This window comes from Bradyrhizobium huanghuaihaiense (assembly GCF_025200885.1).
GTDB classification, from domain to species: domain Bacteria; phylum Pseudomonadota; class Alphaproteobacteria; order Rhizobiales; family Xanthobacteraceae; genus Bradyrhizobium; species Bradyrhizobium huanghuaihaiense.
On sequence record NZ_CP104172.1, the window covers coordinates 3,158,390 to 3,179,781 of the forward strand.

At 64.6% G+C, this 21,392-nt stretch carries 14 protein-coding genes; 10 read left to right on the plus strand and 4 right to left on the minus strand.

Going from position 1 to position 21,392, the window contains the following annotated elements; translation table 11 throughout:
* Window positions 1–5: 5 nt before the first annotated feature.
* Complete coding sequence (locus N2603_RS14950) at window positions 6–980, minus strand: tripartite tricarboxylate transporter substrate binding protein (RefSeq protein WP_260389406.1); 975 nt, start codon at window positions 978–980, stop codon at window positions 6–8.
* A gap of 235 nt (window positions 981–1,215) precedes the next feature.
* On the opposite strand from N2603_RS14950, the gene N2603_RS14955 reads away from it, so the two are divergent.
* Window positions 1,216–3,306, plus strand: coding sequence for a molybdopterin oxidoreductase family protein (locus N2603_RS14955; protein WP_260389407.1), 2,091 nt, complete (start codon window positions 1,216–1,218; stop codon window positions 3,304–3,306).
* A gap of 135 nt (window positions 3,307–3,441) precedes the next feature.
* Complete coding sequence (locus N2603_RS14960; protein ID WP_260389408.1) at window positions 3,442–4,224, plus strand: enoyl-CoA hydratase/isomerase family protein; 783 nt, start codon at window positions 3,442–3,444, stop codon at window positions 4,222–4,224.
* 114 nt (window positions 4,225–4,338) lie between these two features.
* Here the strand turns inward: N2603_RS14960 and N2603_RS14965 are convergent, their stop codons facing one another.
* From N2603_RS14965 to N2603_RS14975, 3 genes are all read right to left on the minus strand, one after another.
* Window positions 4,339–4,767 carry a GlcG/HbpS family heme-binding protein gene (locus N2603_RS14965; protein ID WP_260389409.1) on the minus strand — a complete coding sequence of 143 codons (429 nt, stop codon included), beginning with the start codon at window positions 4,765–4,767 and terminating at the stop codon, window positions 4,339–4,341.
* On the minus strand, window positions 4,760–7,732 hold the full coding sequence (locus N2603_RS14970) for an FAD-binding and (Fe-S)-binding domain-containing protein (RefSeq protein WP_260389410.1): 2,973 nt from the start codon (window positions 7,730–7,732) through the stop codon (window positions 4,760–4,762). Before N2603_RS14970 ends, N2603_RS14965 begins: the two co-directional genes overlap by 8 nt.
* A 103-nt stretch (window positions 7,733–7,835) precedes the next feature.
* Complete coding sequence (locus tag N2603_RS14975) at window positions 7,836–8,585, minus strand: GntR family transcriptional regulator (RefSeq protein WP_260389411.1); 750 nt, start codon at window positions 8,583–8,585, stop codon at window positions 7,836–7,838.
* Between the two features lie 133 nt (window positions 8,586–8,718).
* On the opposite strand from N2603_RS14975, the gene N2603_RS14980 reads away from it, so the two are divergent.
* From N2603_RS14980 to N2603_RS15015, 8 genes are all read left to right on the plus strand, one after another.
* Window positions 8,719–9,921, plus strand: coding sequence for a pyridoxal-phosphate-dependent aminotransferase family protein (locus N2603_RS14980; protein WP_425248986.1), 1,203 nt, complete (start codon window positions 8,719–8,721; stop codon window positions 9,919–9,921).
* A 55-nt stretch (window positions 9,922–9,976) separates the two neighbouring features.
* Entirely contained in the window at window positions 9,977–11,260 is a 1,284-nt protein-coding gene (locus N2603_RS14985; RefSeq protein WP_260389413.1) for an MFS transporter, read from the plus strand.
* 115 nt (window positions 11,261–11,375) lie between these two features.
* Window positions 11,376–12,575 carry a pyridoxal-phosphate-dependent aminotransferase family protein gene (locus N2603_RS14990; RefSeq protein WP_260389414.1) on the plus strand — a complete coding sequence of 400 codons (1,200 nt, stop codon included), beginning with the start codon at window positions 11,376–11,378 and terminating at the stop codon, window positions 12,573–12,575.
* 24 nt (window positions 12,576–12,599) lie between these two features.
* Window positions 12,600–13,397, plus strand: a complete 798-nt coding sequence (locus tag N2603_RS14995) for an enoyl-CoA hydratase/isomerase family protein (protein WP_260389415.1) — start codon at window positions 12,600–12,602, stop codon at window positions 13,395–13,397.
* Window positions 13,398–13,983: 586 nt separating this feature from the next.
* Window positions 13,984–17,898: a beta strand repeat-containing protein gene (locus N2603_RS15000; RefSeq protein ID WP_260389416.1), complete on the plus strand. Its 3,915-nt coding sequence runs from the start codon at window positions 13,984–13,986 to the stop codon at window positions 17,896–17,898.
* Window positions 17,899–18,105: 207 nt separating this feature from the next.
* Window positions 18,106–19,080: a Bug family tripartite tricarboxylate transporter substrate binding protein gene (locus N2603_RS15005; RefSeq protein WP_026312026.1), complete on the plus strand. Its 975-nt coding sequence runs from the start codon at window positions 18,106–18,108 to the stop codon at window positions 19,078–19,080.
* 136 nt (window positions 19,081–19,216) lie between these two features.
* Window positions 19,217–19,759, plus strand: a complete 543-nt coding sequence (locus tag N2603_RS15010) for a tripartite tricarboxylate transporter TctB family protein (protein ID WP_018643180.1) — start codon at window positions 19,217–19,219, stop codon at window positions 19,757–19,759.
* A gap of 11 nt (window positions 19,760–19,770) precedes the next feature.
* The gene (locus N2603_RS15015; protein WP_145831973.1) at window positions 19,771–21,288 is read left to right on the plus strand and encodes a tripartite tricarboxylate transporter permease; all 1,518 of its coding nucleotides are present in this window, start codon (window positions 19,771–19,773) and stop codon (window positions 21,286–21,288) included.
* Window positions 21,289–21,392: the final 104 nt, after the last annotated feature.

The window sequence follows — 21,392 nt, forward strand, 5'->3', positions numbered from 1 at the left end:
CAGCCTCAGGACTTGTCGAACTTCTTGACGACATCGGCCCATTTCTCGATGTCGCCGCGCAGGAATTTCTCGAATTCCTGCGGTGTCATTGACATGGGGACGGCACCTTGCTCGGTCCAGAGTTTTACGATGTCGGGCCGCTTCACCATTGCGTTGACGGCGGCATTGAGCTTGTCGATGACAGGCTTCGGCGTGCCGGCCGGCGCCATCAGGCCCAGCCAGATCGTGGCCTCGTAGCCTACTACACCGGCCTCGCCAGCGGTCGGCACGTTCGACAGCACCGTGGAGCGCTGCTTGCCGGTGGTGGCGAGCGGGCGAACTTGGTTTTCGGCAATGTTCGGCGCCATCGCCGGCACGGCGTCGATCATCATCTGCACTTGTCCGCCGATCACGCCGCTGCGAGCTTCGCCGCTATTGCGGTAGGGGACATGGACGACGTCGATGCCGGCCATCGCTTTGAACAGCTCACCGGCCATGTGATACGGCGTGCCCTGGCCGGAGGAGGCATAGTTCAGCTTTCCCGGCTGCGATTTGGCGAGCGCGATGAAGTCGGCAAGCGTCTTCACCGGGACTTGCGGGTTCACCACGATGACGAGATCGGAATAGTTGACCGGCGCGATCGGCGCGAGGTCGCGCATCAGCTCGTATTTGCGCTTGTCCGGCGTCAGCAGCGATTCATTCGCGGTCTGGGTGTTGGACATCATCAGCAGCGTGTAGCCGTCGGCCGGCGACTTCGCAGCTTCGACCGTGCCGATGACGCCGCCCGCGCCGGTGCGGTTCTCGATCACGAAAGGCTGGCCAAAGCTCTCCTGGAGCACGTTGCCGATCAGCCGGGCAGCGACATCGGCCGGCCCGCCGGCCCCGAAGGGGACGACGATCCGCACCGCGTGCGTGGGATAGTCCTGTGCCAATGTGGAGGATGCGGCGAATGCGCCGAGCAGGCCGGCGGCCAGCGCAAGCATGAAGCTTCGGGCTGTCATGCCCACCTCCCTGATGTCGTTTTTGTTGGCCGGCACTGTAGCGGCAGGGAATGCGGACTGTCGACGCCTCACAAAGTCGATCCGGCCGGGAATATCCGAGGGGATTCGGTGTGATTTGGGTCGCATTTCGCGGTTGCGGCAGGAACCGCCGGCGCGTGCGGTTTGAGCAAATCGCATGGGCACTGCCGGATAAATGCCCTCGGCCGACAGGTATTTTGGTGTTACGAACTGAGACATGAACCAGCACGCCAAGATCGAAATCCGCCATTCGACCTGTCCGCACGATTGCCCCTCGGCCTGCGCCCTCGATGTCGAGGTGGTCGAGGGCCGCAGCATCGGCCGCGTCCGCGGTTCGAAAAAGCAGACCTATACGGCCGGCGTCGTCTGCGCCAAGGTCGCCCGCTACGCCGAGCGCATCCATCACCCGGAGAGGGTGACATTCCCGATGCGCCGCATTGGGCCGAAGGGCTCGGGTCAGTTCGCGCGCATCACATGGAACGAGGCGCTGGACGAGATCGCGGAGCGCTTCAACCAGGCGGAGCGCGATTTCGGCGCGGAATCGATCTGGCCTTATTACTATGCCGGCACGATGGGGCTGGTGATGCGGGACGGGCTCAATCGCCTCACCCATGTGAAGAAATATTCGCGCTTCTACCAGACGATCTGCGCCAATGTCGGGCGCATCGGCTTTGCGATCGGCACCGGCAAGATCGCCGGCGTCGATCCGCGCGAGATGGCGCTGTCAGACCTCGTCGTGATCTGGGGCACCAATCCCGTCAACACCCAGGTCAACGTGATGACGCACGCCTCGCGTGCCCGAAAGGAGCGCGGTGCGAAGATCGCGGCGGTCGACATCTACGACAACGAGACCATGAAGCAGGCTGACATCAAGATCATCCTGCGTCCGGGCACCGACGGCGCGTTCGCCTGCGGCGTCATGCATGTCCTGTTCCGCGACGGCTATGCCGACCGGGCCTACATGGACAAGTATACGGATTGCCCCGCCGAGCTCGAGGCGCACCTGAAGACGCGCACCCCGGAATGGGCGTCTGCGATTTGCGGCGTGCCGGTCGCGGAGATCGAGGCGTTCGCCAAGGCGGTCGGCGAGACCAAGCGGACCTTCTTCCGCTATGGCTACGGCTTTACGCGCAGCCGCAATGGCGCCGTGCAGATGCACGCGGCGAATTGCATTCCGGCGGTGACCGGCGCCTGGCAGTACGAGGGCGGCGGCGCATTCTTCAACAATTATGCGCTGTGGCACTTCAACGAATCCATCATCGAGGGCCACGACGCGATCGACCACAGCGTCCGCGCGCTCGACCAGTCCAAGATCGGCCGCATCCTCACCGGCGACGCTGAGGCCCTGCGCGGCAAGGGGCCGGTCAAGGCGATGCTGATCCAGAACACCAACCCGATGACGGTGGCGCCGGAGCAGGCGCTCGTGCGTCAGGGCTTTGCGCGCGAGGATCTATTCGTGGCGGTGCACGAGCAGTTCATGACCGAGACGGCGCAGATGGCCGACATCGTGCTGCCGGCGACAATGTTCATGGAGCACGACGACCTCTATTACGGCGGCGGTCACCAGCACATCTCGGTCGGGCCGAAGCTGATCGACCCGCCCGGCGAATGCCGCTCCAATCATGAGGTCCTGCGGGCGCTGGCGCCGCGGCTTGGCGCCAGCCACCCGGGCTTCGAGATGACGCCGCGCGAACTGATCGATGCGACGCTGAAGCTGAGCAACCACGGCGACATCGCCGGCCTCGAGGCTGACCTCTGGCGCGACCTGCAGCCGGACTTCCGCACCTCGCATTTCCTCGACGGCTTCGCCCATGCCGACAAGAAATTCCACTTCAGGGCGGATTGGGCGCACCCGCCGTTCGGCGTGACGATGGGCGATTTCGACAAGATGCCTGATCTGCCGGACCATTGGGCGGTGATCGAGCATGCCGACCAGGCCCATCCGTTCCGGCTCGCCACCAGCCCCTCGCGCAGCTTTCTCAACACCACCTTCAACGAGACGCCGTCCTCGCAGGCGCGCGAGGGCAAAGCGAGCGTGATGATCCATCCGCTGGATGCGGCCGCGCTCGACATTGCCGACGGTGACGCCGTGACGCTCGGCAACGGCCGCGGCGAGACAACGCTGGTCGCAACGCTGTTCGAGGGCGTGCGACGTGGCGTCTTGATCGCGGAGTCCGTTCACCCCAACAAGAACCATATTGGCGGCCGTGGCATCAACATGCTGACGGGTGCGGACACGATCGCGCCGATCGGCGGGGCCGCGTTCCACGATAACAAGGTCTGGATCAGGAAAGCGGTCGCGACCTGAGGCGCGGCTCGCTCTTCGATCGTCCCGCAAATTGCGTCGAGGCGCTAAAGCGGCGCCGCGCCGCAGTTTGCGCTTGCACCCTTCACCCGAGCTGCCGCAAATGGCGGCAAACGGGAGCAAGGAAGCGAGCGTGCCATGACCGACACCACAGCCGTCGTCACCGAAAAGCGCGGGCAGGCGCTCTGGATCACCATCAACCGTCCGGAGAAGCGCAACGCGCTGAACGGCGACGTGATCGCCGGCATCAGCAAAGGCTATCGCGACGCGCATGAGGACAAGGACGTCCGCGTCATCGTGCTGACGGGCGCGGGCGACAAGGCGTTCTGTGCGGGCGCGGACCTGCAGAACTCCGGCGCGGCCTTCGCGATGGATCATTCCAAACCAAATGTCGACTATGCCGATCTGCTGCGCCTGTCGCAGAACGCGACCAAGCCGGCGATTGCGCGGGTTGGCGGCGTCTGCATGGCCGGCGGCATGGGCCTCTTGTGCATGACCGACATGGCGGTTGCCGCCGATCACGTCATCTTCGGCCTGCCCGAGGTGAAGGTCGGCGTGTTCCCGATGCAGGTGCTGAGCCTGCTGCAGAGCATCGCGCCGCCCCGGCTCGTCAACGAATGGGCGCTCACCGGCGAGCCGTTCGATGCGAAGACGGCGCAAGGAGCGGGCCTCCTTAACTACGTCGTGCCCACGGCCGAGCTCGACTCCAAGGTCGATTGGCTGATCGGCCGCATCGTCGACAAATCCCCGACCGCGATCCGCCGCGGCAAATACGCCATGCGCGCCATTGCCTCGATGTCGTTCGACGAGAGCATCGCCTACACCGAAAGCCAGATCGCGCTGCTCGCGATGACCGAGGACGCCAAGGAAGGGCTGAAGGCGTTCAGCGAGAAGCGCAAGCCGGTCTGGACGGGGAGATGAAGAGGCCGCGAACGATCTTGTAGCCCGGATGGAGCGAAGCGCAATCCGGGAATCTTGCTGGAGGCGCGAAGGTCCCGGATTACGCTACGCTCCATCCGGGCTACGGGAGAGTTTCTACCCCGCGTTGGCCTTCAGTCCCGCCGCCTGGATGCCTGCCAGCGCGCAGGCCTCGTCATTGTCGGAGGTGTCGCCGGACACGCCGACGGCACCGAGCAGGGTCGTGCCGTCCATGATCAGCACGCCGCCGGGGACCGGTACCAAGGCGCCCTTGGCGATCGTGTTCACGGCATCGATGAAATAGGCCTGCTCCTGCGCGCGCTGGAACAGCGCGCGCGAGCCCATGCCCATCGCGAGCGCGCCATAGGCCTTGCCGTGGGCGATCTCGGCGCGCATCAGGCTGGTGCCGTCCTGCGCCGCCGCGATCTTGAGCACGCCGCGCGCGTCCAGAATGGTGACGACGAGGGGCTTGAGCTTCAGCTCGGTGGATTTTGCGAAGGCGGCGTCGAGGATATTGCGGGCGGTGTCGAGGGTGAGTTCAGCCATGGCTTGGTTCCTTTGTAACGGGAGTGGAATTGGTTTCAGCGCGATCGAGGCTCATCGCCAGCACGCGCGCGACGTGAAGCGCCTCGCGCTTCGTGCCGTCGTGGATCTGGTGGCGGCAGGAGGTGCCGTCGGCGACGACCAGCGTGCTCGGCTCCGCGCGCCGCACGGCGGGCAGCAGCGAGAGCTCGGCCATCTCGATCGAGGCATCGTAGGTGTCTGCACCATAGCCGAAGGCGCCGGCCATGCCGCAGCAGCTCGACTCGATGGTCTCGACCTTGAGGCCGGGGACGAGGCGCAGCACCTGCTCGACCGGCTTGAAGGCGCCGAAGGACTTTTGATGGCAATGGCCGTGCACCACGGCCTTGTCGGCAACGTTGCCGAGCGGCAGTTGCAGCCGTCCGGCCTCGGCCTCGCGCACCAGAAACTCTTCGAAGGTGAGGGCGTGTGCGCCGACGGCCTTGGCGTCGTTGTCCTTGCGCAGCGATGCGAGCTCGTCGCGCAGCGTCAAGAGGCAGCTCGGCTCGAGGCCGACGATCGGCACGCCGCGCGCCGCGTATGGCGCGAAGGCGGAGACCAGCCGGTCGAGCTCTGCTTTGGCTTCGTTGACGAGCCCAGCCGAGAGGAACGTGCGGCCGCAGCACAGCGGCCGGCTGCCGCTCGCAGGCTTCGGCAGGTGCACGCGATAGCCGCCGGCCGCGAGCACGCGGAGCGCGGCGTCGAGATTCTCGCGCTCATAGATGCGGTTGAAGGTATCGGTGAACAGCACGACCTCGCGGCCGCTCTCCGGGCCGACGCTGTCAGCTGGCGGCACGAACACATCGCTGCGGAAGGCGGGCAGCGCCCGGCGCGCGCTGATGCCGGCAAAGCGCTCGAACAGCTTTCGCAGCAGTGGACTGTGGTTGCGCAAGTTGGCGAGCGGCGCGAAGCGCGCCGCAAGGCCGGCATAGCGCGGCAGGTAGCCGACAAGGCGGTCGCGCAAGCTCAAGCCGTGGCTGGCGGCGCGCGCCGCGAGCACCTCGATCTTCATCTTGGCCATGTCGACGCCGGTCGGGCATTCGTGGCGGCAAGCCTTGCAGGAGACGCAGAGTTTGAGTGTCTCCATCATCTCGTCGGAGGCGAGCGCGTCGGGGCCGAGCTGGCCGGAGATCGCGAGGCGCAGCGTGTTGGCGCGTCCCCGCGTGACATCCTTCTCGTTGCGCGTGGCGCGGTAGGAGGGGCACATCACGCCGCCCTCGAGCTTGCGGCAGGCGCCGTTGTTGTTGCACATCTCGACCGCACCCTGGAAACCGCCGCCGGCGCCGGGATAAGCCGACCAGTCGAGCCTGGTCTTCAGCTCGCCGACTCGATAACCGGGCTTGAAGCGGAACAGCGAGCGGTCGTCCATTTTGGGCGCATCGACGATCTTGCCGGGATTGAGGACGCCGGCGGGATCGAAGCGCTGTTTCACCTCCCTGAAGTCGGCAACCAAGCGCTCGCCGAACATGGTCTCGTGGAATTCGGAGCGCACCAGGCCGTCGCCATGCTCGCCGGAATGCGAGCCTTTGTATTCGCGGACCAGCGCGAAGGCCTCTTCGGCGATGGCGCGCATCGCCTTGACGTCCTTTTCCAGCTTCAGGTTCAGAACGGGGCGCACATGCAGGCAGCCCTCGGAGGCATGGGCGTACATCGTGCCGCTGGTGCCGTGTTTTGCGAACACCGCGTTCAGCCGAGCGGTGTAGTCGGCGAGATGCGGCAGCGGAACGGCGCAATCCTCGACGAAGGAGACCGGCTTGCCCTCCTGCTTCATCGACATCATGACGTTGAGGCCGGCGGCGCGGAAATCGGCGATGCCGCTCTGCAGTGCCGGCTCGGTGATCTCGACCACGCCGCCCCATTTGCGCGTCCCGTTATTCCAGCCGAAGCCGAGGTCGCCCATCAGCTCGCCGAGCTGCTTGAGACGGACGAGATTGTCGGCCTGGTCCTCCTCAGCGAACTCGACCACCAGCACGGCATCGGGATCGCCCTTGATCGCAGCGGAGATGATCGGGCGGAACATCGCGATGTCGCGGCCCAGCGCGATCATGGTGCGGTCGACCAGCTCGACCGCGATCGGCTTCAGCTTGACCAGATGCTGTGCCGCATCCATCGCCTCGTAGAAACTGCCGAAATGGCAGACGCCCAGCGCCTTGTCGCGGATCACAGGCCACAGCTTCAGCTCGACCTTGGTGGTGAAGGCGAGGGTGCCTTCCGAGCCGACCAAGAGATGCGCCATGTTGTTCGGTGCGTTGCGCGGCACCAGCGCATCGAGATTGTAGCCGCCGACGCGGCGCTGCACTTTGGGAAAGCGCGCCGCGATCTCGTCGGCCTCGCGCGTGCCGAGATCGAGCATGTCGCGGAACAGGGCGCGGGTGCTGTCGGGCACATCGACGTCAGAGAGGTCGCGCGAGACCTCGCCGAAGCGGCTCAGTGTGCCGTCGGCGAGCGATGCCTCCATCGACAGCGTGTTGTCGCGCATGGTCCCGTAGCGAAGCGAGCGGCCGCCGCAGGAATTGTTGCCGGCCATGCCGCCGATGGTGGCGCGCGAGGCCGTGGAAACGTCGACCGGAAACCACAGGCCGTGCTTTTTGAGCTGCCGGTTGAGGTCGTCGAGCACGATGCCGGGCTCGACCACGCAGGTCCGGCCCTCGACGTCGAGCGACAGGATGCTGTTGAGATGCTTGGAGAGATCCACCACCAGGCCGTCATTGACGGTCTGGCCGCATTGCGAGGTGCCGCCGCCGCGCGGGGTGACCTTCAGGCCTTCGTCGCGGGCGATCGCCAGCGCCCTCAAGGCCTCGTCCATGGTCTTCGGGACCACCACGCCTGATGGCATGATCTGGTAGAACGAGGCGTCGGTGGCGTAGCGGCCGCGGCTGAAGGGGTCGAACAGGACGTCGCCGGTCAATTCCGACCGCAGGCGCCGTTCGAGCGAGGAGGCGTTTGTCATCCCTGATCCCGGACTGCCTCAGCGAGGCTCAGCCTTGCTGAGTTATTCATTATGGTTCCAGACCGATTATATTATGAATGCAAAATGAGCAAGCCGGTCGCCCTCAAGGCGCTGCCGGTGCGTCCTCTTGAGGCTCGGTCAGGTGCTCGATCGCCGCCGTCCGCTTGTTGCGCAGGTGCTGGAACAGGATGTCGCTGAGCTCGCTGCCGGCGCGGCGACGCAGAGCATCGAGGATAGCCTCGTGCTCGCGCATCGCTTCCGCCCAGCGCTGCCGCTTGCGGGCGAAATTGGCGGAGTAGCGGACGCGGCGAATGCGGCCGGCGAAGTTGGCGTAGGCGGTCTTCAGCGTCTCGTTGCGCGCGGCCGCGACGATGCTCTCGTGGATGCGCTGGTTGGTCTGGAAATAGCCGTGCATGTCGCGGTGCAGGTAGTGGCCGTACATCTCGTAATGCAGTTGCTCGATCGCGCTGATTTCCTCATCTGTAATGGCTTCGCAGGCGAGCCGCCCGGCCAGGCTTTCCAGTCCCGCCATGACGTCGAACAGCTCTTCGAGGTCGCGCTGGCTGAGCTGGCGCACGCGTGCGCCGCGGTTGGGCAATAGTTCGATCAACCCCTCGGCCGCGAGCACTTTCAGCGCCTCGCGCAAGGGTGTGCGGGAGATGCCGAGCATCTCGCAGAGCTGCCGCTCGGGAACGCGCGCGCCCTCCGGAATGTTGCCTTCGACCACGTAGTCGCGCAGCCGCAGCAGGATCTCGCCATGAAGCGAGGCCTCGTGACGGTTTTCCTGGCGGTCGCCGCCATTGCCGGCGGGCGGGGTGATCGGAACCCCGGTGTCGGGAATCGTGGATTTCATTTGCAGCACAGTAGTTTGCCCGTTAGGTCGCGTCGACGTCCACAATCGAATACCAAATTTCGATTGAAAGGACAAAAAATGAATGCAAAATAGCCAACAGAGCCGGCCAGAACCCGCCGACAGGGAGGTTTTCATGCACCAGGGACGCCATTTCCTTCAGATTCCGGGCCCGAGCCCGGTTCCCGAGCGTGTCCTGCGCGCCATGGACATGCCCGTGATCGACCACCGCAGCGCGGAGTTCGGCGAGCTCGGCCGCGTCGTGCTCGAAGGCAGCCAGAAGATTTTTCAGACCAAGGGCCCGGTCATCATTTTCCCGTCGTCGGGGACCGGCGCCTGGGAGGCCGCGATCGTCAACACGCTGTCGCCGGGCGACAAGGTGCTGATGGTCGAGACAGGCCATTTCGCCACCCTGTGGCGTCAGATGGCCGGCCGCTTCGGCATCGAGGTCGATTTCGTCCCGGGCGACTGGCGCCGCGGCGCCGATCCCGCGGTGATCGAAGCAAAGCTTACCGAGGACAAGGCGCGCACGATCAAGGCAGTCATGGTCGTGCATAACGAGACCTCGACCGGCGCGACCAGCCGCATCGCCGAGATCCGCGCCGCGATCGACCGCGCGTCGCATCCGGCGCTGCTGATGGTCGACACCATCTCCTCGCTCGGCTCGGTCGACTATCGCCACGACGAATGGAAGGTCGACGTCAGCGTTAGCTGCTCGCAGAAGGGTTTCATGCTGCCACCTGGGCTCGGCTTCAACGCGATCTCGGAGAAGGCCTTGGCTGCGTCCAAGACCAACAAGATGCCGCGCTCCTATTTCGACTGGGAGGAGATGCTCAAGCCCAACGCAAAAGGCTTCTTCCCCTACACGCCGGCGACCAATCTGCTCTACGGCCTGCGCGAGGCGATCGCGATGCTGCTCGAGGAGGGGCTCGCCAACGTCTTCGCCAGGCATCAGCGGCTTGCCGCCGCAACCCGCGCCGCCGTCAATCATTGGGGTCTCGAAGTGCTCTGCCAGGAGCCTTCAGAGTTCTCGCCGGTGCTGACCGCCGTGCTGATGCCGCCGGGACATGATGCTGATGCGTTCCGGAAAGTCGTGCTCGACAATTACAACATGTCGCTCGGCTCAGGCCTGTCGAAGGTCGCCGGAAAGGTCTTCCGTATCGGCCATCTCGGCGAATGCAATGCGCTCACTTTGCTCGGCGCGCTCACTGGCGTGGAGATGGGCCTCTCGGTCGCGGGCGTGCCGCACCGCTCCGGTGGCGTCGATGTCGCGATGAAGCTCTTGGAGCAGCGTCCGCAAGGCAACGCCTCGCCGCACCTGAAAGTGGTCGGCACTTAAATCGCGCGGGACAGGCGGGCAGCAATCATAACAACAGCGATACGGGAGGGGTGAGGTGGGGGTTCGGTTCAAGGCCACGCATGTCGTGCTGGCGATGCTCTGCGCGATGTATTTCATCACCTATGTCGACCGGGTGAACATCGGCACGGCCGCGAGCGAGATCCAGAAGGAGCTGGGCCTGTCGAACACCCAGCTCGGCCTCGTCTTCTCCGCCTTCGCCTATCCTTACCTGCTGTTCCAGGTGATCGGCGGCTGGGTCGGCGATCATTTCGGACCGCGCAAGACGCTGTTCTGGTGCGGCATGATCTGGGCGGTCGCCACCATCATGACCGGCTTCGTCAACGGTCTTGCTGCACTCTTCGTCGCGCGGTTCGCGCTCGGCTTCGGCGAGGGCGCGACGTTCCCCACTGCAACACGCGCGATGCAATATTGGACCCCGGCCAACCGCCGCGGCTTTGCGCAAGGGCTGACGCATTCCTTCGCCCGGCTCGGCAATGCGGTGACGCCGCCGGTGGTGGCGCTGCTGATCCTGTGGCTGACCTGGCGCGGCGCCTTCGTCGTGCTCGGCTTCGTCAGCCTGATCTGGGGCGTGATCTGGGTCTGGTATTTCCGCAACGAGCCGAAGGACCATGCTTCCATCACCGAGGCCGAGCTCGCGGCGCTGCCGCCGCGCCCGGCCGGCGAGCGGCCGCGCGTGCCCTGGGGTGCGCTGCTCGGCCGGATGTGGCCGGTGACGCTGACCTATTTCTGCTACGGCTGGTGCCTGTGGCTGTACCTCAACTGGCTGCCGCTGTTCTTCAAGAACAACTACAATCTCGACATCAAGAACTCGGCGCTGTTCGCCTCCGGCGTGTTCTTCGCCGGCGTGGTCGGCGACAGCGTCGGCGGCGTGCTCTCGGACAGGATTCTCGACCGCACTGGCAATGTCCGCCTGGCGCGGCTCAGCGTCACCGTAACAGGGTTTACGGGGGCGCTGCTCTCGCTGCTGCCGATCCTGTTCGTCCACGACATCACCCTGGTCGCGCTGTGCCTGTCGGCCGGCTTCTTCTGCGCCGAGCTGGTGATCGGCCCGATGTGGTCGATCCCGATGGATATCGCGCCGAAATATTCGGGCACCGCCTCGGGAATCATGAACACCGGCTCGGCCTTCGCGGCCATCGTCTCGCCGCTGGTCGCGGGCTTCGTGATCGATGCGACCGGCAACTGGTACCTGCCGTTCCTGATGTCGATGGGCCTGCTGCTGCTCGGCGGCTTTTCGGCCTTCCTGATGCACCCGGAACGGCCGTTTGCGGAGGTCGAGGGCAGGGGACCGGCCGGCAAGATGGTGGCCGCGGAATAGGGGCGGCGGATGTCCGCCGCTTATGCATGGGAAGCGCCTCAAGGAGAGGGACAAGCCGGTCAAATGGTGCTATTCGGCGGCCATCAAAACCAAGGCTAGACCGGGAAGGACGCCTATGACCGTGCATACTGGAAGGCATTTCTTACAGATTCCAGGACCGACCAACGTGCCCGACCGTGTGCTGCGGGCGATGGACATGCCGACGCTGGATCATCGCGGTCCGGAGTTCGCCGAGCTCGGTTTCGCGGTCCTCACCTCAATGCAGCGCGTGTTCCGCACCAAGCAGCCCGTGATCATCTTCCCCTCGTCCGGCACCGGCGCCTGGGAAGCGGCGATGGTCAATGTGTTCTCGCCCGGCGACAAGGTTTTGATGTGCGAGACCGGCCAGTTCGCCGTGCTGTGGCGCGGCATCGCCGACAAGTTCAAGCTCGACGTCGACTTCATCCCGAGCGACTGGCGCCATGGCGCCGATCTCGCCGAGATCGAGCAGCGTCTTGCCGCCGACAAGCAGCACGCCATCAAGGCGGTCTGCGTCGTCCACAACGAGACCTCGACCGGCTGCGTCACGCCGCCGGCGGAGGTGCGCAAGATCCTCGACCGCACGAAGCATCCGGCGCTGCTGATGGTCGACACCATCTCCGGCCTCGGCTCGATGGAATATGAGCACGACGCCTGGGGTATCGACGTCTCGGTTGCGGGCTCCCAGAAGGGCCTGATGCTGCCGCCCGGCCTCGGCTTCAACGCCGTCTCGGAGAAGGCGCTCGCCGTTGCCAAGGCCAATCCGGGCATGCGCTCCTATTGGGACTGGCAGGAGGTCATCAGCTTCAACAAGCTCGGCACCTTCCCCTATACGCCGGCGACCAACCTGCTCTACGGCCTGCGTGAAGCCGTGAAGATGCTGGAGGAGGAGGGGCTGGAGAACGTCTGGACCCGCCACAAGCGCCACAGCGCGGCGACGCGCGCGGCGGCTAAGGTCTGGGGCCTGGAGACGCAGTGCATCGATCCCGCCGCGCATTCGCCGGCGCTGACCGGCGTGCGCGTGCCCGAAGGCCATGACGCCGATGCCTTCCGCAAGGTCGTGCTGGAAAACTTCGACATGTCGCTCGGCACCGGCCTGAACAAGGTGAAGGGCAAGGTTTTCCGCATCGGGCATATCGGCCATTTCAACGATCTGATGCTGATGGGTACGCTCGCCGGCGTCGAGATGGGCCTGGATCTTGCAAAGATTCCGCACCGGAGCGGTGGCGTGCTGGCGGCCATGGACGTCCTGAAGGGACGCGACGTGGTGCCGATGACCAAGGCTCAGGTGGCCTGAACTAACTTGGAAGGTGATAGCGCGATGAACGCACCGACGACGACCAACGAAGACCTGCTCTACTCCGTCACGGACGGCATCGCGCGGATCACCTTCAACCGCCCTCAGGCGCGCAACGCAATGACCTTCGCCATGTATGATCGCATGGCGGAGATCTGCCAGGAGATCAACGCCGACCGCTCGATCAAGGCGCTGATCCTGACCGGCGCGGGCGACAAGGCCTTCGCTTCGGGCACGGACATTTCCCAGTTCCGTGCGTTCAAGACCGCGCAGGACGCGCTCGACTACGAGGCGCGGATCGATCGCGTGCTCGGCACGCTCGAGCAGTGCCGCGTACCCGTGATCGCGGCCATCGCCGGCGCCTGCACCGGCGGCGGCGCCGGCATCGCGGCCTGCTGCGATCTCCGTATCGGCACCGAGACGACGCGGATGGGCTTTCCGATCGCGCGCACGCTCGGCAACTGTCTCTCGATGTCGAACATCAGCCGTGTCGTCGCGCTGATCGGGCCTGCGCGCACCAAGGATCTGATCTTCAAGGCGCGCCTGGTCGAGGCGCCGGAAGCTCTCGCCCTCGGCCTGCTCAACGAGGTCGTGCCCGACGTCGAGACGCTGCAGCGCCGTGCTGAGGAGACCGCAAAGCTCGTCGCCAGCCACGCGCCGCTCACGCTGGAGGCGACCAAGGAAGCGGTGCGCCGCATCCGCCGCACGCTGTCGCGCGAGGAAGGCGAGGATCTGATCCTCAAGGCCTATATGAGCGAAGATTTCCGCGAGGGCATGGACGCCTTCCTCAACAAGCGTGCGCCGGTCTGGAAGGGTAAGTAGCGCGCGCCCTCGGCTTTTTGCGCCAGGTGCGCGGCGTGCAGAGCCAAAGCGATTGCTGACAATCCATCACCAGGCGACCGCGCAAATCCAATTATCACAGACGTTACAGGCGGTTCCGTCATTCGGAACCGCGATTGTGAACGCGCGCGTCCACGCGTTTACGTTGACGGCACGCCGAGCCCGGGCATAAGATCGCAGAGGTTGCATTCCACCGTCTCGTTTTCCGAGGCGATGGTCCGGCCGGGTGGTTGAGGCCCAGTCGATTGAGCGACGTTAATTGTGGAAGCGTTCCGGCGGACCGTGCTGCAACCGGACGTCATTGAACTGAAATCGAACTGTAGAAGTAGCGACGTAGTTTCGACCATGCGAGCCGCGCCAGAATTTCATTGCTGCTGACCATCCCGACGCCAGGCACGACCTCGCGAACAAGCCAAAGCTCCTGAACCTAGACCCTTAAGCCACCCCCCTTAAACCAAGGCCTTTGAGTCAAAGCCGTTGAGTCTCGTCTGATTTCTCGGACCGATTAGTCACGTCGCCGCTTTCTCAAGCGACGGCGCCTTCATGGCAACGCAGGCAGGGATTTTCCATGACCAACCACACGCCGGTTTTCAGCTCGTCATCCGCGACGGGCAGCTTCACCGAATTCGCCAACCTCAATGATTCAACCACGCTGCACACGCTGTCGGGGACGATGAGCTTCAAGGACAGTGACAAGACCGACACCCATACGACCACCGCGACGCTGCATTCGGCGGTGGTGTCGGGCGGAACGGTCATCCCTGCCACCTTGCTTGCGCAGTTCCAGACCGCGATGCAATCGCAGATCCTGAGCGATGCAAACGGCTCGGGCCAGCTGAAATGGACCTTCAGCGACGAGGACGAGGATTTCGATTTCCTCGCCAAGAACCAGACGCTGGTCCTGACCTACGACGTCAAGGTTTCCGACAATCACGGCGGCTTCGCGATCCAGACCGTCAAGATCACCATCACCGGCACCGACGACAAGCCCGTGATCAACATGACGACGGCGGCGACGGTCACCGAGCAGGCGAACCAGACGCTCTCGCTCACGCCGGACACGGTTCACGTCGCGCTCAACTTCACCGACGACGACCTCGCCAACACCGGGCACACCGCGACGGTTACAGGCGTGTCCGCGTCCGGCGCCACGGCAGGCCTGCTGCCGGGGCCGTTCGGCAATGCCGAGCTGATGTCGTTCTTCCACGTCGACAACGTCATCAAGACGTCCGGCTCCTCGACCGGCACCATCAACACCACCTTCTCGGCGCCCGATCTCGCTTTCGACTATCTTTCAGCTGGCCAGCATCTCGACATCACCTACACCGTCCAGCTCGATGACCACGCCGGCGGAATCTCGAGCCAGACCGTCACGGTGACCGTGGTCGGCACCAACGACAGGCCGCTGTTCCTGTCGTGCCCGGAATCGGCCGCGCTCGTCGAGGATCAGAACCTGGATTCCTCCGGCAACCTCCATGCCGGCGACAGCCTGCTCTTCACCGACATCGATCTCGCCGACACGCACGCGGTCTCGACCACGGTCACCGCGACCCGTTCGGGCGGCGGCTCGATTCCCCTGACGAATGCGCAGCTGCTGGCTGCGTTCGGCACCTCGCTGCAGGATTCGACCGGTCATCTGTTCGGCGAGGTCGACTGGAATTTTGCGCTGGCCAATGCCTCGACCAATTTCCTCAACGGCGGCGAGACGCTCAAACTCGTCTATCACGTGACGGTCGATGATGGCCACGGTGGTTCCACCACCCAGGACGTCACCATCACCATCCTCGGCGTCAATCATCCCGTCGTCATCACGAGCGGCCCGGAATCCTCCACCGTCGTCGAGCAGGATGCCACCACGGGTTCTTCCGCGCCCGATACGACGCCGACAATTCCGGCGGGCACGCTCGCCTTCACCGACCAGGACACCAGCGACGCCCACACCGTGACGGTGACGCTGGATTCGATCTCCGGACCGACACCACCGGCGGCGACGCAGGCCGATCTCGCCGCGGCGCTGACGACGGTGCTGCACGATTCCACGGGCTCAGGCTCGGGAAGCATCGACTGGAATTTTGCGATTGCCGACAAGGATCTCGACTATCTCGCGGCCAACGAGACGCTGACGGTGAACTACCATATCAAGGTCGCCGACGGCTCGACCAGCTCGACACAGACGGTCTCCGTCGTCATCACCGGCGCCAACGACGCGCCGGTGATCACGAGCGGGCCGCAGGCCGCTTCGCTGTCGGAGCAGCCTGGCGTCACCGGATCGCAATCGCCTGACACCACGAGCCCGGTGCCGACGGGAACGCTGAGCTTCAACGACGTCGATCTGTCGGACACGCATTCGGTCAGCGTGGTGCTGGATTCGGCGGTGTGGTCGAACGGTAGTTTTGCCATCCCCGGTCAAACGGTGGTGGATCTCCAGTCGGCGCTTTCCACGGTGCTGCATGACTCTACGGGAGCCGGCACCGGAAGCATCGACTGGACCTTCAGCATCGCCGATGCCGATCTCGACTTCCTCAGTCTCGGCGAGACGTTGACGGTGCAGTATGACGTCAACGTCTGGGACGGTTTCACCAATTCGACCCAGACCGTCACCGTCACCATTGACGGTGCGGCCGATCCGCTGGTTCTGACACCACTGACCCTCGCAGCATCCGACACCGCGGGATCTGATGCCGGCACGGCAATCGCAACCGGCGCCATTTTCGACGTGACCCAGCCGGTCGACCTCAGCACGCCGCGGACCATCACCGAGGTCAACGGCAGCGCCGCCAATGTCGGCCACTCCGTGGCCGGCACCTATGGCACGCTGGTGCTCAACGCAGACGGCTCCTACGGCTATGTCGCCAATGCGGCGGTCGACGCGCTGCTCGCCGGCGACAACGTCACCGACCAGTTCACCTTCACGGTCGATGACGGCCAGGGCCATCAGGCCTCGACCACGCTCACCTTCAATATCGCCGGCGCCGACGACAATCCGCAGGTCACCGCCGCCAATGTCAGCGGATCGGTCACCGAGGACGCCGGTCCGCCGGTCATTGTCAACGGCGATTTCGAGACCGGCAATCTCGCCGGCTGGTCGGTGAGCGGCGGAGGCCATATCCACGTCGCGCAGCTCGAGTTCGGCGGCAGTTTCGGTCACTATTCGGTCGAGCTTCTGCCGACGAGCGGCAGCCCGGAAACATTGTCGCAGAACGTCGCGACCACGCCCGGCCAGCATTATTTCGTCAGCTTCGACGTCATCGGCGACCCGGAGGGCGTCAACACGCCGTTCTCGGTCTCGTGGGACGGCGTAACCATCCTGTCGCTCGCCAACGTGCCGTCGGGCCTCAACCACTATTCCTTCGATCTCATTGGAGACGCCTCGCTGTCGTCGACGCTGCTGCAGTTCTCCTATGAGGACGATGCCACCGGCATGATCCTCGATTCCGTCAATGTCAGTCCGGCGACGGGACCTGCCAGCGAATCCACGGCGGGCTCGCTGTCGTTCTCCGACGCCGAGACCGGAGATACGCACAGCGCGAGCTTCCTGGCGAACGGCAGCGGTTATGTCGGCACGTTCACCCTCGATCCGGTGAGCGAGGCCGGCGGCACCGGATCCGTCGCCTGGCACTTCACGGTCGACAACGCCGACATCCAGTTCCTGGCGCAGGGGCAGACGCTGACCCAGGACTATCTGGTGACGATCACCGACAACAATGGCGGGTCGATCACGCAGGACGTCACCGTCACCATCAACGGCACCAACGATGCGCCGACCGCCGTGAGCGAGACTGTCATCACCGATGTCGGCGCGAGCGCAACGGTCGAGATTCCCAACTGGGCCCTCGCCTTGAACGACACCGACCCCGACACCATCGACCACCTTTCGCTCGGCACGATCACCACGAGCTCCGGCGGCAGTGCCGTCCAGTTCGGGGACGCCTTCTTCACCGACGACGCGACGCTCGGCGGCTCGTTCAGCTACACGACCTCCGACGGGACGACGACCTCCTCCAACGCTGCAACCGCGACCATCATCAACAACACAGCCGGCGCAACCGCGCTCACCGGCACTGGCGGTGATGATATCCTGATCGCAACCAACGGCACCGAGACGATGAGCGGAGGCGGCGGCAACGACGTCCTGATCGCAACGGCCAGCGGCAATGCCATGACCGGCAGCGCTGGCAACGACACCTTCGCCTTCCTCCAGCAGCCGTCGGCGCCGAGCACCATCGGCGATTTCAACAACACCACCGAGCACGACCGTATCGCCGTCTCCGCGAGTGGTTTCGGCGGCGGGTTGACGGCGGGAATGGACGTCACGTTCGAGACGTCCGGCGACGATGTGTTCTCGGGCTTCTCCCAATTCCATTTCGACACCGGCAACCAGACGCTCTACTACAGCGCCGACGGGACCCAGGGCGCGGCGGTCGCGTTGGTTACCGTCCAGAACGGCGTGCTGCTCAGCCAGCACGACATCTTGGTCGTCTAAGCCGCAGCTGCCGCGGCGAAACTTCTGAGGCGCGGGCCCTGAAGGGGCCCGCGTCGTTTGTGGCGCGCCGGTCTCATTCCAAAGTCATACGGGGGATGCCACGGGGTGGCTTGAACTCGGTCGGATTCGCCAGCACAATGGCGCTGAATTCATCTCTGAATTTCCAATCCGAACAAGAACATAGGGAAGACGCACGTGGGACATGGAATGAAGGCGGCAATCGCGCTGGCGGCCGCGCTTTGCGGCACGCCCGCCTTTGCCGGCTGGGAGCCGACCAAACCCGTCGAGATCGTCGTGGCGGCGGGTGCGGGCGGTGCCTCGGATCAGATGGCCCGGATGATGCAGGCCGCGATCCAGAAGAACAATCTGATGAAGCAGCCCATGGTGGTCTCGCTCAAGGGCGGCGCATCGGGTGCGGAAGCGCTGATGTACATGAAGTCCAGCGAGGGCGACCCGAACAAGGTGCTGATCGCCTATTCGCTGATCTACATGCTGCCGCTGTCGGCGAAGATCCCGTTCAACTGGCGCGAGCTCACGCCGGTCTCGGTGATCGCGCTCGACCAGTTCGTGCTGTGGGACAACAGCGCCGGCCCCAAGACGGTGAAGGAATTCATCGAGGCCGCGAAGGCGGCAAGCTCGCCGTTCAAGATGGGCGGCACCGGCTCCAAGCGCGAGGATCACGTGCTCACCGTGTTCCTGGAGCAGAAGACCGGCGCGAAGTTCTCCTATCTGCCCTACAAGTCCGGCGGCGAGGCCGCGACCCAGCTCGTCGGCAACCACACCGAAGCCAACGTCAACAATCCCAGTGAAAATCTCGAGGTCTGGCGCGCCGGCCAGGTGCGTCCGCTCTGCGTGTTCGACAAGGAGCGCATCTCCTACACCAGCAAGGTGACGGACACCCAGTCCTGGGCCGACATCCCGACCTGCAAGGAGCAGGGCGTCGACGTGCAGTATCTGATGCTGCGCGCGATGTTCCTGCCCGGCAAGGTCACGGCCGAGCAGCAGGCGTTCTTCGTCGAGCTGTTCCACAAGGTGACGCAGACCGCCGAATACAAGGACTACATGGAGAAGCAGGCGCTGAAGCCGATCTTCCTCACCGGCAAGGACATGGTGCAATTCCTCGAGGAGGACGATGCCATCAACAAGGCGCTGATGACGGAAGCCGGATTCGTCGCGAAGTAATCACATCCTCCACGTCATGCCCCGCGAAGGCGGGGCATCCAGTATTGCACAGAGCTCGACGAACGACGGCTTCTGCACGGCGTACTGGATCATCCGCTTTCGCGGATGATGACAGCGCAACCTGATTTGGCAGAGCATGTCCCAAACCGATCTTGAAATCGTCGTCGACGATCCGACCGCCCCCGAAGACGACTCGCCGTCCGTCGTCTCCTCCGGCACGATCGAGATCATCGTCTGTCTCCTTCTTCTCACGCTTGCCGTCACGCTCGGCTACGACAATTGGCGTACCGGCGCGTCCTGGGATGCGACAGGGCCCGAGCCCGGCTATTTCCCGTTCTATCTCTCCATCATCCTCGGCGGCGGCAGCCTCTACGGACTGATCGTGGCGCTGGTCGCCCACCGCAAGGCGGCAGAGACCTTCGTCACCCGCGCCCAGGCGCGCCGCGTGATGGCGGTGTTCGTGCCGACGCTGCTGTTCTGCCTGGTGATGCAGTTCCTCGGCCTCTATGTCGCGAGCTTCCTGTTGATCGCCGGCTTCATGCGCCTCGTCGGCAAGATCGCCTTGTGGAAGTCGCTGCTCACCGCTTTCGTGTTCACGGCGATCATGTTCGTCACCTTCGACATCGCCTTCGACGTCATCATGCCGAAAGGGCCGCTCGAAGCGGCCTTCGGCCGCTAGGCGGGTCCGCGATGGAAGCTCTCGGTCTCCTGCTTCACGGCTTCGCCGTCCTGCTCACCTGGAAGACGCTCGTGCTGATGATGGTCGGGCTGGTGCTCGGCATCTTCGTCGGCGTGCTGCCGGGGCTCGGCGGCCCCAACGGCGTCGCCATCCTCCTGCCGCTCACCTTCACGATGGACCCGACCTCGGCGATCGTGATGCTGTCCTGCATCTATTGGGGCGCGCTGTTCGGCGGTGCGATCACCTCGATCCTGTTCAACATCCCCGGTGAAGCCTGGTCGGTCGCGACCACCTTCGACGGCTATCCGATGGCCCAGCAGGGCAGGGCGGCGGAGGCGCTGACGGCAGCGTTCACGTCCTCCTTCGTCGGCTCGCTGGTCGCGGTGCTCCTGATCACCTTCCTCGCGCCGATGATCTCGTCCTTTGCGCTGAAATTCGGCCCGCCCGAGTTCTTCGCGGTCTATCTGCTCACCTTCTGCTCCTTCGTCGGGCTCGGGCGCGAAGCCAAGCACAAGACGGTCATCTCGATGTCGCTGGGGCTGCTGCTCGCCGGCGTCGGCATGGACACGGTGTCGGGCAACCTGCGCATGACCTTCGGCTCGGCCGAGCTGCTTCGCGGCATCAACTTCCTGGTCGCCGTCATCGGCCTGTTCGGGATCAGCGAGATCCTGCTGACGATGGAGGAGCGCCTCGCGCTGCGCGGACATGCGGCGAGCATCTCGCTGCGCGTCGTGCTCGGCGTCTGGAAGGACCTGCCGAAATATTGGGTGACGCTGCTGCGCTCCTCCTTCATCGGCTGCTGGCTCGGCATCACGCCGGGCGGTGCGATCGCGGCCTCCTTCATGGGCTACAATCTGGCCAAGCGCTTCGCCAAGGATCCCGAGAGTTTTGGCAAGGGCCGCATCGAGGGCGTGTTCGCGCCTGAGACGGCGGCGCATGCTTCCGGCACCTCGGCGCTGCTGCCGATGCTGGCGCTCGGCATTCCCGGCTCAGGTACCGCCGCGATCCTGCTCGGCGGCCTCATGGTATGGGGACTCAATCCAGGCCCGCTGCTGTTCGTCGAGCACAAGGACTTCGTCTGGGGCCTGATCGCCTCGATGTATCTCGGCAATGTCGTCGGCCTCGTGCTGGTGCTGACGACGGTTCCGATCTTCGCCTCGATCCTGCGCGTGCCGTTCGCGGCGGTGGCGCCGATGATCGTGGTGTCCTGCGCGATCGGCGCCTACGCCATCCAGAACGCGATGTTCGACATCTGGCTGATGCTCGGCTTCGGAATCGTCGGTTACGTCTTCAAGAAGATCGGCATTCCCCTGGCGCCGTTCACGCTGGCGCTCGTGCTCGGCAACCGCGCCGAGGATGCCTTCCGCCTGTCGATGATCGGCTCCGGCGGGAATCTCAAGGTGTTCTGGTCGAACGGCCTGGTCGGCTCCATCACCACGCTGGCGATCGTGCTGCTGTTCTGGCCGGTCATCGACGGACTACTGGGCCGTGTCGGACTGACGCAGCGGACTAACGCGACATCGCGTTAGCGCTGTCGACCAATATTGTTCTAAATCAATGATTTAGGGGGGCGGTGGTGTTTCGGCGCCAGCGCTACCTTAAGCTCGATTATTTCCAGATGTTGCTGGCGCGG

Coding starts and splice junctions, on each gene's coding strand:
- N2603_RS14950 (WP_260389406.1), bottom strand. CDS start 980: ATGACAGCCCGAAGCTTCATGCTTGCGCTGGCCGCCGGCCTGCTCGGC.
- N2603_RS14955 (WP_260389407.1), top strand. CDS start 1,216: ATGAACCAGCACGCCAAGATCGAAATCCGCCATTCGACCTGTCCGCAC.
- N2603_RS14960 (WP_260389408.1), top strand. CDS start 3,442: ATGACCGACACCACAGCCGTCGTCACCGAAAAGCGCGGGCAGGCGCTC.
- N2603_RS14965 (WP_260389409.1), bottom strand. CDS start 4,767: ATGGCTGAACTCACCCTCGACACCGCCCGCAATATCCTCGACGCCGCC.
- N2603_RS14970 (WP_260389410.1), bottom strand. CDS start 7,732: ATGACAAACGCCTCCTCGCTCGAACGGCGCCTGCGGTCGGAATTGACC.
- N2603_RS14975 (WP_260389411.1), bottom strand. CDS start 8,585: ATGAAATCCACGATTCCCGACACCGGGGTTCCGATCACCCCGCCCGCC.
- N2603_RS14980 (WP_425248986.1), top strand. CDS start 8,719: ATGCACCAGGGACGCCATTTCCTTCAGATTCCGGGCCCGAGCCCGGTT.
- N2603_RS14990 (WP_260389414.1), top strand. CDS start 11,376: ATGACCGTGCATACTGGAAGGCATTTCTTACAGATTCCAGGACCGACC.
- N2603_RS14995 (WP_260389415.1), top strand. CDS start 12,600: ATGAACGCACCGACGACGACCAACGAAGACCTGCTCTACTCCGTCACG.
- N2603_RS15000 (WP_260389416.1), top strand. CDS start 13,984: ATGACCAACCACACGCCGGTTTTCAGCTCGTCATCCGCGACGGGCAGC.
- N2603_RS15005 (WP_026312026.1), top strand. CDS start 18,106: ATGAAGGCGGCAATCGCGCTGGCGGCCGCGCTTTGCGGCACGCCCGCC.
- N2603_RS15010 (WP_018643180.1), top strand. CDS start 19,217: ATGTCCCAAACCGATCTTGAAATCGTCGTCGACGATCCGACCGCCCCC.
- N2603_RS15015 (WP_145831973.1), top strand. CDS start 19,771: ATGGAAGCTCTCGGTCTCCTGCTTCACGGCTTCGCCGTCCTGCTCACC.